General features: G+C 52.6%; 12 protein-coding genes. 6 read left to right on the top strand and 6 right to left on the bottom strand.

What is annotated here, in order from left to right:
- Positions 1–63: 63 nt before the first annotated feature.
- Positions 64–1,542 (bottom strand): beta-barrel assembly-enhancing protease, encoded by a 1,479-nt coding sequence (gene bepA, locus Q3O59_RS07465; protein ID WP_305944969.1) that lies wholly within the window; start codon positions 1,540–1,542, stop codon positions 64–66.
- A gap of 197 nt (positions 1,543–1,739) precedes the next feature.
- Here bepA and Q3O59_RS07460 point away from each other — a divergent pair, with 197 nt between their 5' ends.
- On the top strand, positions 1,740–2,813 hold the full coding sequence (locus Q3O59_RS07460; RefSeq protein ID WP_305944968.1) for an AI-2E family transporter: 1,074 nt from the start codon (positions 1,740–1,742) through the stop codon (positions 2,811–2,813).
- Positions 2,814–3,116: 303 nt separating this feature from the next.
- Here Q3O59_RS07460 and Q3O59_RS07455 read toward each other — a convergent pair whose 3' ends face one another.
- Both Q3O59_RS07455 and bcp read right to left on the bottom strand, forming a co-directional pair.
- Complete coding sequence (locus Q3O59_RS07455) at positions 3,117–4,244, bottom strand: PQQ-dependent sugar dehydrogenase (RefSeq protein WP_369812364.1); 1,128 nt, start codon at positions 4,242–4,244, stop codon at positions 3,117–3,119.
- Between the two features lie 111 nt (positions 4,245–4,355).
- Entirely contained in the window at positions 4,356–4,820 is a 465-nt protein-coding gene (gene bcp, locus Q3O59_RS07450) for a thioredoxin-dependent thiol peroxidase (RefSeq protein ID WP_305944967.1), read from the bottom strand.
- 139 nt (positions 4,821–4,959) lie between these two features.
- Here bcp and Q3O59_RS07445 point away from each other — a divergent pair, with 139 nt between their 5' ends.
- Positions 4,960–5,700 (top strand): SDR family NAD(P)-dependent oxidoreductase, encoded by a 741-nt coding sequence (locus Q3O59_RS07445; RefSeq protein ID WP_305944966.1) that lies wholly within the window; start codon positions 4,960–4,962, stop codon positions 5,698–5,700.
- Positions 5,697–6,581, top strand: a complete 885-nt coding sequence (locus tag Q3O59_RS07440) for an amidohydrolase family protein (protein WP_305944965.1) — start codon at positions 5,697–5,699, stop codon at positions 6,579–6,581. The genes Q3O59_RS07445 and Q3O59_RS07440 overlap by 4 nt, the downstream gene beginning before the upstream one ends.
- Before the next feature lies 1 nt (position 6,582).
- Here Q3O59_RS07440 and Q3O59_RS07435 read toward each other — a convergent pair whose 3' ends face one another.
- The 3 genes from Q3O59_RS07435 to Q3O59_RS07425 are packed head-to-tail and all read right to left on the bottom strand — an operon-like array spanning position 6,583 to position 9,099.
- Positions 6,583–7,758, bottom strand: coding sequence for a mandelate racemase/muconate lactonizing enzyme family protein (locus tag Q3O59_RS07435; protein ID WP_305944964.1), 1,176 nt, complete (start codon positions 7,756–7,758; stop codon positions 6,583–6,585).
- Positions 7,759–7,786: 28 nt separating this feature from the next.
- Positions 7,787–8,554, bottom strand: a complete 768-nt coding sequence (locus Q3O59_RS07430) for a class II aldolase/adducin family protein (RefSeq protein WP_305945125.1) — start codon at positions 8,552–8,554, stop codon at positions 7,787–7,789.
- 23 nt (positions 8,555–8,577) lie between these two features.
- On the bottom strand, positions 8,578–9,099 hold the full coding sequence (locus Q3O59_RS07425; protein WP_305944963.1) for a glycine cleavage system transcriptional repressor: 522 nt from the start codon (positions 9,097–9,099) through the stop codon (positions 8,578–8,580).
- A 243-nt stretch (positions 9,100–9,342) separates the two neighbouring features.
- On the opposite strand from Q3O59_RS07425, the gene dapA reads away from it, so the two are divergent.
- The 3 genes from dapA to purC all read left to right on the top strand — a co-directional run bounded on the left by dapA (position 9,343) and on the right by purC (position 12,082).
- Positions 9,343–10,224, top strand: coding sequence for a 4-hydroxy-tetrahydrodipicolinate synthase (gene dapA, locus Q3O59_RS07420; protein WP_305944962.1), 882 nt, complete (start codon positions 9,343–9,345; stop codon positions 10,222–10,224).
- A gap of 11 nt (positions 10,225–10,235) precedes the next feature.
- A complete protein-coding gene (gene bamC, locus Q3O59_RS07415; protein ID WP_305944961.1) occupies positions 10,236–11,282 on the top strand; it encodes an NlpB/DapX family lipoprotein in 1,047 nt (348 codons plus the stop codon).
- Between the two features lie 83 nt (positions 11,283–11,365).
- Positions 11,366–12,082, top strand: coding sequence for a phosphoribosylaminoimidazolesuccinocarboxamide synthase (gene purC / locus Q3O59_RS07410; RefSeq protein ID WP_305944960.1), 717 nt, complete (start codon positions 11,366–11,368; stop codon positions 12,080–12,082).
- The last annotated feature ends 1 nt before the right edge of the window (position 12,083 follow it).

The raw sequence follows: 12,083 nt of genomic DNA, 5'->3' as shown, positions 1-12,083 counted from the left end.
GGAGCTCCAGCGAATCAAATGGCGCTATTGTAGAGAAAGTACGGCCCGGGTGCAAAGCCGGACTTACATCCGGCGTAAACGATCATATTCAGCCTGAATTTGGCGGCGTTTTGCTTCCAGACGTCGGTTTTCCAGTGTCTCAGCACTTGTCAGGTGATTGAGCGCCTCTTGCAAATCATCAATGGCTCTGGGGTAATTGGCCAACTGGTAGTGAAAGTCGGAGCGTGCTTCATAGAAGCGCGCAAAATCCTCCAGGTTTTGATAGGCCCTGGCAATCAAATCATAAGCAAGTATATTGTCTGGTTTGTAATGCAGCATGTTTCGCAGCAGGTGGATGGCCAGCCGGTTGCCACCGGCTTTAATGGCGGCATTGGCATAGTTCAGTGTCACCACCTGATTGTTCGGGCGAATCCGGAAGTGGTACTCCAGCATTTCCAGGGCGTCATTGGCACGGTTTAATCCCAGCAACACATCGGTGTAGACATCGATGTAGTACAGATTGTAGTTGTCTTTTTCCAGCAAGCTTAAAATCAGCTCTTCTGCGTCTTGATAACGCTTAGCATCCAGATAGGCGATGGCCAGACCATATTGATTGGCTCGAGTATTGCCTCCGGTTTGCTTTAACCGCTGCTTGAAAATTGTCACCACATCTTCGCCTTTGTGGTGATGACGGGCTAAAACCCGAGCTTTGGCAAGGGTGTAATCCTGACTATCGGGGACATAACGCTTGGGAAAGCGTTCGGCGCGCAGTCTGGTATCGCTGACACGGGCTTGTGACAGAGGATGCGTTTGCAAAAAAGCCAGTTGCTGATTCATAAAGCGGCTGCGTTCGCTGAGCTTGCGGAAGAATTCGGGCACTGCATGAGGGTCAAAACCGGCATCGGCCAAAATTTGCATGCCGATACGATCCGCTTCCTGTTCATTGCTGCGGGTAAAATTGATGGATGCCTGGGCGGAAGCGCCCTGAGTGGCCATCATGGCAGCCATGCCTGCTTCCGGGTTTACTGTTGCCAGTACAATGGCGCCAAGCAAGCCTGCCATCGTTAATGGGGCCCGCTGGCTTTGTGCTTCAACAAAGCGGGCAATGTGACGCTGCGTCACGTGCGCAATTTCGTGCGCCATGACAGAAGCAAACTCGCTTTCGCTGTCGGATATCGCCAAAGTGCCGGTGTGAGAGGCAATGTGGCCGCCTAAAGTAGCAAAGGCATTGATGTTGCGATCGTCAATCCAGTAAAAGCGGAATGGGAAGCGCACATCGTTGGCGTTGGCGACCAGCCGGTTGCCAAGCGCATTGATGTACTCATCCAGCAGGGGATCAAACACCATCGGCAGCGAGCCTTTGGCCTGACGCATTAACACATCGCCAATAATCTTTTCTTTTTCCGGGGTTAGCGTGGAAAAACCACTGCCGCCTAAATCCGGTAAGTTAGGGCTGGCATGAGCTTCAGGCTGGACGCCAGCGAGCAGCAGCCATAGCAGCAGCGATACAAGCCAAGTGGGAAAAAGGGTTCGAGAGAAAGTGCGGTCGTAGTGTGCGATCATGCGTTCATACAGCCTAGTGGGTTAAGACAGCCAATCAGAGCTTTAGGCAGAAAAAGCTCGCTGAAGTTCAGTCCTTTGCTGGCAATTATCTTGTCACGGTTATCTGGTAATCTACCATACAAATCTGACAGATACAGAGCTATGCTGTATGGTATCTGCAGTTTTTAAGCGAAAAGTTCAATTAAGGAGCGCAATGCATGCTGTCCTGGCTGAAGAAGTGGTATCACCACAAGTTTTCTGACCCTCAGGTTGTGGTGCTTTTTCTGATGTTGTTGCTGGGGTTTCTGGCCATTTACTGGCTTGGACGGATTTTAGCGCCTTTGCTGGTTGCCATTGCGTTTGCTTACTTGCTGGAGTGGCCGGTCGCCAGGCTGACCCGATTGGGGCTATCGCGAGCCATTAGTACCAGCTTGGTAGTCTCTACCTTTATTGGACTCAGTACCATGGTATTGATGTGGACCATGCCATTGTTTTGGCATCAGGGGCGCACCTTGCTGCGGGATATGCCGCAGATGATCGAGCAAGGCAGGCAATATTTGCTGGAGTTACCAGAAGCTTTTCCCGGTGTGATCAGCACTGAACAAGTCAATATTTTTATGCAATCGGTTGATGAGCGTTTAATGGCTTTTGGCCGTGATATGTTGTCCTTGTCGCTGGCGTCCATCGTTGACCTGGTTGCTTTGATGATCTACCTGATTCTGGTGCCCTTGCTGGTCTTTTTTATGCTGAAAGACAAAGAGCTGCTGATGACACGCTTTGCGGCCATTTTACCGACAGAACGTAAGTTGATTGGCCAGGTCTGGCAGGAAATGAACTTCCAAATTATGAATTATGTCCGCGGGAAAATTCTGGAAATTTTGATTGTCGGCTCGGTCAGTTATGCTGTCTTTGCTTTGTTTGGCCTGAACTATCCATTGTTGCTGGGAGTCCTGGTCGGCTTCTCCGTGTTGATCCCCTACATCGGGGCTGCGGTTGTCACCTTGCCAATTGCATTGGTGGCATTGTTTCAGTGGGGGTTTAGTGCCCAGTTTGGCTACTTAATGCTGGCCTATGCCGTAATCCAGGCACTTGATGGCAATCTATTGGTTCCATTATTGTTTTCCGAAGTCATTGACTTGCATCCGGTGTACATCATCGTAGCGGTGTTGTTCTTTGGCGGTTTATTTGGTTTTTGGGGTATCTTCTTTGCCATTCCATTGGCGTCTCTAGTCAAAGCCACGGTCAATGCCTGGTCGGCTCGGGTGCAGGCCTCTTCCGAGGTGGCAGAGTAACATATACCCAAGTGACCTCAAGATGCGAGTTTCAGAGCCTTTGGGCGCTTTCAATGCAAGGCACACTGGCGACGCAATGTCGACCACCTTGCTAGCCAGGGTAACACCGCAGTGGAAGCGCCCAAAGGCTCCCACAGGGCGGGGCTAAAAGCGCTTTATGCCGCGTTAGCTGTTGTCGATTTGGAACCACCAAAGCTTCCAACAACTGCCTTGCCTAAAGCGCTTTTATCTCCCGCTGAAGCCTGCATCTTGAGGTTACTTGGGTATATACCCAGAGCTGCTTGTGCAGCTCTGGTTCGGTGGTTACTCGCTTGCCGCCGGTTTAAGCTGCAATACTTTGCCGTTGGGTTCGTCGGTCAGCAAGTAAACTTTGCCATCGGGTCCCTGACGAACATCGCGCACCCGCATGCCAATATCAATGCGCTCTTCGTGCGTCACCTTATTGCCATCCATTACCAGTCGTGCCACCAGCTGATAACGCAGGGCACCTACCAGGGCATTGCCTTGCCAGTCATTGAATAGCTCACCGGTGTAGAACACCATGCCGCTTGGCGCGATGGAGGGGGTCCACTGGTGAACCGGTTGCTCCATCCCTTCTTTGTGGGTCGGGCCAATGTGACCACCACCGTACTCTTCACCGTAAGTGATGGTCGGCCAGCCATAGTTTCTGGCGGCAAGCGTCAGATTCAGTTCATCGCCGCCCTGAGGGCCATGTTCATGGGTCCAGAGTTCACGCGTCACAGGGTGCAAATCAGCACCTTGGATGTTGCGGTGCCCATAGGACCAGATATCGTCCAGACCTTCCCGGCCCACAAAGGGGTTGGTTTCTGGAATGGTCCCATCGGGGTAAATGCGCACTACTTTGCCGTGGTGGGTATCCAGCGTTTGGGCATCGTGCCGGCGCGATCCCCGATCGCCTAAGGCAACAAAAAGATAGCCATCGTCAGTAAATACCAGGCGGCTGCCAAAGTGGTGACGGCTACGCATTTTTGGTTGGGCACTGAAAATAACCTCCAACTGCTCCAGCTGCATATCCTTTAAGCGAGCTCTGGCTACCGCAGTGCTGCTTCCTTCAGCTGAGGGCTCGTTGTAGCTGAAATACACCCATTGGTTGTTAACAAAGTCTGGATGGAGTGCCACATCAAGCAAACCGCCCTGACCGTCGACCAGAATATCCGGCAGGCCGGCAATTGGGTCGCTGATGCTGCCGTCCATGCTGACATAGCGCAAGTTGGCAGTACGTTCGGTCACCAGCATACGACCATCCGGCAAAAAAGTCATGCCCCAGGGGTGTTGCAGCCCCTCTGCAATGGTCGTCAGTTGGATAGGGCCATGTTCAGTGTCAATGGTTTGGGCTTGAGTTTGCGTCTGCACCAAGCCAGCCAACAGCATGGCAGCGGCAGTGAATGAGATCTTTTGGAGCGCGTGCATAAATCCTCCATACAAATTTGTGTCATTTTGGTCAACACGCCCTAGTATGCACAAAGTCAGAGCTCTTGCATGTCGGATCCGACCAAAGCAAGAGCTGGCAGGGCAAATGACTTATTGGTTCAAGTAATCGAGCACCACCTGATGGTGATCTTTGGTTTTAAACTTGTCGAACACATGGGCGATGGTGCCTTGTTCATCAATCAGAAAGCTGGTGCGATGAATGCCATCGCTGACCCGGCCCATAAACTTTTTCGGTCCCCAGACACCAAAGGCGTCAGCCACGCTGTGATCTTCATCCGCCAGCAGGGTGAAATTAAGCTCCTGTTTCGTGACGAAGTTCAGCAGTTTTTTCGGGGTATCCGGGCTTAAACCCAGCACCACAACCCCCAGCTTTTCCAGCTCCGCTTTGCTATCACGTAAGCCACAAGCTTGCACGGTACAGCCAGGCGTTGAAGCGCGCGGGTAAAAATACACCAGCACTTTCTTGCCGCGAAAATCAGCCAGGCTGACGCTCTGGCCGTTTTGGTCTTGCAAGGTAAAATCAGGTGCGGTTTGTCCGGCAGTCAGGGTTTGCATAGGGTATCCTTAGAGCATTGAAAACGAGTCTTAGTGTAACAGCCCGGTCAGAAGTCTCAAGCCGCGACCGACCAAAGCTGTTATGATACAACGAGTTTTAGTGATTGGATCAGGCCATGGGCCTATGGGGTTTGTAAGCATGCAAAACAAGGGTTCAAAGCCGGTTGCCGTGGTCACAGGTGGCAGTGCCGGCATCGGGGCGGCTGTGGCGGAAAAACTGCTGCAGCAGGGCTATCAGGTGATCAACCTGGATATTCAGCCAGGCCCCGGTGAGTATAAGGCCTGTGATGTCAGTAAGGTGGCTGAGGTGCACCAGGTGATTGCCGGGGTTCAGGCTGACTATGGCCGCATTGATCTCTTGGTGTCCAATGCCGGACGGCACCTTTCAGCCGATATAGAGCAGACCACTGAGGCGATGCTGGATGAGCTGTTTGCGCTGAATGTCAAAGGAGCTTTTGCCGCAGTGCAGGCGGTTTTGCCACAGATGAAACAGCAGCGCGATGGTGTTATTTTGCTGATGGCCTCGGATCAAGCGGTCATTGGCAAGCGCAACTCTTTTGCTTACAACCTGACCAAGGCGGCACTGGCATCAATGGCGCGCACCACAGCGCTTGATTACGCCAGCTTTAACATTCGCTGCAATGCCATCTGTCCCGGCACCATTGATACGCCCTTGTACCAGCAGGCCATTGCCCGCTATTGCGCAAAAAGTGGTCGTGAAGTATCTGAGGTGCACCGTGAAGAAGCAGCTGAGCAGCCATTGGGGCGTTTAGGGAAACCCGAAGAAGTGGCAGCGTTGGTGGCATTTTTGGCCAGCCCGGAGGCCGCCTTTATCACCGGCAGTCTGCAGCTGATTGACGGTGGTTATACCGCGCAATGAGAGAAGCTTCGCTTGGCATCATCGATCCGCATCTGCATGTCTGGCAACTAAGCGCTGGTGATTACCACTGGCTGCGCCCTAATAATCCACCTCACTGGCCTGAAAAAGCGGTGCTGCAGCAGGATTTTCTGCCGGCAGACTTAGCGTTGCAGTCACCGTTTCGCTTACTGGGAGCTGTGCACATTGAAGCGGGTTTTAATAACCAGCGGCCAGAACAGGAGCTTTCCTGGTTAAACCAGCAGCATTGGCCCTTCGCGTATCGCAGCGTAGCATTTTTGGATTGCGCTGCGCCGCTTAGCGAGGTAGAGCGGATGCTGCAGGCGTTACTGCCTTATCAGCCTGCCGGGGTGCGTCATATCTTTGAAGGGGAAGATGAGGCTGTGTTGCAGCGATCTGAGCTTGAGACCATTGCCGGTTGGCTGGCGCAGCATCAGCTGCTGCTTGAAGTGCAGTGCGATCTCAGTAAAGCTGGCAACTGGCAGCGCCTTGTCGAACTGGCAGTGAAACAACCCAAGTTGCAACTGGTGCTCAATCATGCCGGGCTGGTAACACCGGAGCGGTTCAGCGGCTGGCAACAGGCACTGCAGCAGCTAGGTCATTATCCGACTATTTCGATGAAACTCTCTGGCTGGGAAATGCAGCAGGCTGGGGTGGCGAGCTCCTTCGATAGCCGTTGGTTCCAGCGGGTGCTTTCAGCTGCTCTGGAGCTACTACCGACAGATCGCCTGATGCTGGCCAGTAACTTTCCACTGTGTTTATGGCAAGGCAGTTATCAGCACTTATGGCAGCGGTATGAACAGCTCTGCCAGCAGCTTGGTACCAGCCAAGCTGACAGGCAGTGGTTACGTTGCCAAACAGCAGCCCAAATCTATTTTAAATAGCTTATTTAATTTCAACACGTTGCGAGCGCATCACCACGTCGTCGTTCAGCTCAATGCCGATGCCCGGGGTCTCGGAGACCTGGAAAAAGCCATTCACCGGCTGCGGATCCTGCAGGCAGAGCTCACGGTTCCATGCCTTTAATGCATAGGTATGGTGCTCGTGGATCAGGAAATTGGGGATGGCGGTTTCCAAATGCAAAGAGGCCGCTGTTGCCACCGGGCCGCCGCAGACGTGCGCCTGAATACGGATATCAAAGATATCGGCGTAATCACAGACTTTCTTGGTTTCGGTAAAGCCGCCACAAAGGCCGATGTCGGGTTGCAGCACATCAATGCTTTGATCTTCAAAATAAGGACGCACGCCCCAGCGGTTGTACAAACGCTCACCACCGGCAATCGGGACTTTGACTTTACGGGCGACTTTGTCGTGCAGAGAATGGTTCAGGTAATTGACTGGCTCTTCGTAGTACATGCAGTCAAATTCTTCGGCGATTTCTCCAATCTGAATAGCGCTGGTGGCGCCGGGCAGGCTGTGGCACTCAAAAATAATGTCGACTTCATCGCCCACGGCTTCGCGAATGGCCTGCATCCGGGCCCGGTACAGTTTCATCTCGGCGCGGGAAATAATGTTGGTGCGGTCGTAGTAGGTGTTGCCGTCTTTGTCGTACTGAATAGGGTCTACTTTGACCGCATCGTAGCCTTCGGCAATGGCCTTTAAAGCGGCTTCGGCGTATTGTTCTGGGTGAACTAAGGCCTTGAACTCCGGGCCCCAGTCAAATTGCAGCTGCGAAGCGTAGGTGCGCAGCTTGTCGTTGACCTTGCCGCCAAGCAACTGGTAAACCGGCACACCCAGGGCTTTGCCTTTGATGTCCCATAAGGCGGTATCAATAGCCGACATGGCCGCATACACCACCGGGCCGCCGCCTAAGCCCCAGAAGCTTTCGCGCAGCATCCGCGACCAGAGTTTTTCAGTTTGGAAAGGGTCGTGACCAATCAAAAAAGCTTCGGCCATCTCTTTGATCATGGCCGCTGCTGCGCTGTGACCCAAATCATAGGCCAGGCCGGCTTCGCCAACGCCATGAATGCCTTCGTCGGTGTGGATGCGCACAAAAACCGGGGTCCAGGCCGGACGCTCAGGGCAGTGGATATCAAACACTTCAACACGGGTAACTTTCATAGCGCTTCCTTTTAAAGCAGAAACCTGATTAACGGGCAAAGCCAGGATCCAGTCGCCAGGCTTTGCGTAACATGGCAGGCCAGGCCTTCTGGCCGCCTGTACTGCCACTATGCACTACCTTGGCTTGCTGGTAAATACCATCCTGAATGGCTTGCGGGACTTCGATGATTTTCTGACCGCTGCTTTGCAGCAACAGCTGAATCTCGCAGGCACGTTGCAAATCGTACATCCGCATAAAAGCATCGCCTACTGTGGGCCCAACCGTTAAACCACCATGATTGACCAACAGCAGATGATTGTTCTGGCCCAGGTCAGTTTGCAGCCTGGCTTTCTCCTCTGCATTCACCGCCAGGCCTTCGTAGTGATGGTAAGACAAAGAGGGCAATGAAAACATGGAGTACTGGCTTAAGGGGCGCAAGCCGCCTTCGACACTGGCTACGGCGATGGTCGCCGGGGTGTGCAAATGAATGACACAGTGGGCATCCTCACGCACCTCATGGATGGCACTGTGTATGGTAAAGCCAGCTGGATTGATCTGAAAAGGGGTGTCATCCAGGATCTTGCCAGCCAGGTCGACCTTGACCAGATTGGAGGCTGTGACTTCGTCAAAGGCCAGGCCGAAGGCATTGACCAGGTAGTGATCGGTGCCAGGCAGCCGGGCCGACAAGTGGGTGTAGATTAAATCGTCCCAACCAAAATGCGCCACCAGCCGATAACAGGCAGCTAAATCCAGCCGTAGCTGCCACTCTTCCGTGGACACCTTGCCCTGTACATTCAATTCTGGAAGCTTTGGAATCATCGGAGGTTCCTTGTTAAGGGTTAAAGTTGAGCACTGAATTCGCCACTGAGTTGCAGCTCGTGCAGCAACTGCATCACTGCCTGTTTAATCTCAGAGACCGGATGGTCGTGCAAAAACTGCAACGTCATGCTGGCTTCCATCCACTGGCCATCATCTTTGGCAACGGTTTTGGAGCGTAAAGCTGTGATGGAGACCTGATGTTGGGCCAGCAAGGCGGTTATAGCACGCAAGGTTCCAACCTTGTCTGGTCCCTGATAGCTCAGCACCGCGTGACTGGCCACCGGCGGGAGGTCATGTGCTGGCGTGCGTTTCATCATGGTCAGCAAATCCAGCTCCAGGCCCAGGCTGGGGAGCAGATGTTCCACGCGACTGATGGCACTGGGGTCACCGGCCAGTAACATGATAAAGGTTAACTCATGACCAAAAATAGCCATGCGACTGTCGAGTATATTGCATTGGCAATCGGTGACCAGCCTTGCCAGTTGGCTTACCAGACCCGTGCGGTCGGTACCAATGGCTGTCACCACCAGATGTTGCGTCATGACAGTTCCTGTCCGTAAAAATGGTGGCTAAGTGTACCATAACACTGCTTACTGTCATGCGAATGTAGGGCGTGTTGACCTTTGCCTTGTATAAATATCAGCCAAGCAGCTGCAAAAACAAACGGCAAAGGTCAACACGCCTTAGAGCTGTCAGATGTTTTCAAGCGAACCTTGTGTTTAAGAGGCGCAGTCTTTAACATAGGCGCCCGAAACGAATTTGAGAGAGTGTGGGATATTTTGCGCATGTTGAAAGGCAGTTATGTGGCTTTGATCACCCCCATGCTGGCATCGGGTGAGATTGATTTTGCCAGCTTGGAGCGATTGGTTCGCTTTCATTTGGAAGCCGGAACCGACGGCTTGGTGGTGCTTGGTACTACAGCTGAAGCCGCTACGCTGGAGCAGGATGAACAGATTGCCATTGTCAAGGCAGTCTGTCAGCAAGTGGCGGGTGCTATTCCGGTCATTGTCGGCAATGGTGCCAACAGTACCAAAGCTGCGGTCGACAAAACCAGGCTGTTGGCAAACTTGCCTGTCGATGGCTTTTTAACCGTAACGCCTTACTACAACAAGCCAATGCAAAAGGGCATGAAGCTGCACTTTCAAGCCATTGCTGCCGCGACCGATAAGCCTATTCTATTGTACAATGTGCCTGGCCGCACGGCGGTCGACTTACTGCCGGAAACTGTTGCAGAGCTTGCCAAAGTACCGAATATTGTCGGTATCAAAGAAGCTACCGGTTCATTGGAGCGGTTGCAGGATTTAAAAGACTGCTGCCCGGCTGACTTTGCTTTATTTAGTGGCGATGATGGCAGCAGTGCAGAGTTTTTGCTGGCCGGGGGGCATGGCGTCATTTCAGTGACGGCCAATGTGGCACCGGCTCAGATTGCTGCCGTTGTGCAGGCTGCTGCAGTGCAGAATGCCGATCGGTGCCGCAGTCTGGACGCTCAACTGCAGCCATTGCATCAGGAGTTGTTCGTTGAGGCCAATCCCATCCCTGTTAAGTGGGCACTAGCCCATATGGGGCTCATTACCTCTGATTTTGTTCGCCTACCCTTGACGACGCTGGAACCAATTCACCAAGCCGGTATCGAACAAGCATTAGAACACGCCAGTATTGATTTTTAGGAGTTTACCAGGTGCATTATTCGGTAACCAGTTGTATCATTGCCAGCCTGCTACTTAGTGGCTGCTCCATCTTCTCTTCACCCAAAACTGAACAAGAGCCGATTGCAAGTCAGCCGCTTCAGGTTCCTGCGCATCTTAGTATGCCACCGCAACCCGCGCAATTCGATATTCCAGAGGTTCGTGCATCGAAGCAGTTGGTCGATACCAAGCCTCCGGGGTTGGTTGTTCCACTCTCAGCCAGCAGTCGGGTTGATGAAGAGGAGACCAAAGCAAGGATCTGGTTTGATCGCAATGATTACAGCGGTGATCTGCAACCATATTTAGAAAGCAAGCTTAGCGCGTTTTTTAATGAACAAGGTATCAGCTACCAGCAGGCAGATGAACTGGTTTGGACCACCGGCTGGGTGGTTCAAACGCGAACCAAAGGGGCCTGGTTTTGGAAATCTGAACAGCCACAGCAGCAGGCAAAATTTCGGGTAAGCATGGAGCCTCGACCACATGGTCGTAGCATTGCTGTCCTGGTTGAAATGCTTGAGCATCAATATTTCGAGGAAGATGCGTCTCTATTGGTAACTGGCGTAAAGCGTGAGGAGGCGGCTTTTTTAAACCGTTTCACCGCCTTTATTGGTGCTGATGAATTCAGGCAAGCGCAGTTACGGCGCAGTCGTCCAAGTGACAGCAGCCTGGAACTGGCGCAAGATGGCAATGGTGCTCCATCATTTTTATCCGAACAGAGCCTTGAGGTCGTCTGGACCCAGCTTGAATCGTTGTTTGATGAGCTCAGCTTGGCCGTGACGGACTTAAACCGCTCCACCTCCACTTACTACCTGAATTACCGTAAGCCTCGCCCGGGCATTTTTTCCCGGGTATTCCGCCGCAACACCAAGCCGGTGTTGCCCATCGCTGAAGGCAGTTACCAGGTGGTGTTAAGTCGGGTTGAGCAACAAACCAGCATCAGCTTCCGGGATGCGGCTGGTCAGGTGCTGACAGAGGCAACGTTAGCTGAGATGGAACCGGTATTGTTGGCAGCCATAGCAGAAGCACGCATTGAGCTGTAAGCATTGCTAAAAAAGTGATTTGAGATTGGCGCAAAGCCTCGTATACTTTGCGCCCTGAAATTTTGCTCAGGCCGGAGTTGCAGATGACGCATAAAACAACCGAATTGTACCGTGGTAAAGCCAAAACCGTTTACCACACCACCGATGCAGACAAATTGATCCTGCATTTTCGAAACGATACTTCGGCCTTTGATGGTGAGCGTATCGAGCAGCTGGCCCGCAAAGGCATGGTGAATAATAAATTCAACTTTTTCATCATGCAAAAGCTGGAGCAGGCCGGGATCCCGACGCAAGTTGAAGCCTTGCTGGCCGATGACGAAGTGCTGGTGAAGAAGCTGGCGATGATTCCGGTTGAGTGTGTGGTTCGAAACTTTGCTGCAGGCTCTTTGGTTAAGCGCTTAGGCGTTGAAGAGGGCATGGCACTGACCCCGCCAACCTTCGAGCTGTTTTTGAAAAATGATGCCTTGCATGATCCTATGATCAATGAGTCGCATGTGGTGTCTTTTGGTTGGGCTACCGCTGAACAATTGGCCGAGATGAAACGTCTCACGCTGCGGGTCAATGAGGTGCTGAGTACGCTGTTTGATAACGCGGGCATGCTGCTGGTTGATTTTAAACTGGAGTTTGGTGTCTTTAACGGCCAAATTGTACTCGGTGATGAATTCTCTCCCGATGGCTGTCGCTTGTGGGACAAAGCCACCCGTAAAAAACTCGATAAAGATCGCTTTCGGCAGGGGCTTGGGGGCGTGGTGGAAGCTTACGAAGAAGTAGCCCAACGTTTGGGTGTTCCCCTGGATTAAC

Source organism: Alkalimonas delamerensis (genome assembly GCF_030717955.1).
GTDB classification, from domain to species: domain Bacteria; phylum Pseudomonadota; class Gammaproteobacteria; order Enterobacterales; family Alteromonadaceae; genus Alkalimonas; species Alkalimonas delamerensis.
The sequence above is the reverse complement of the archived record's forward strand: the minus strand, read 5'-3'. Positions and strand labels throughout refer to the sequence as shown.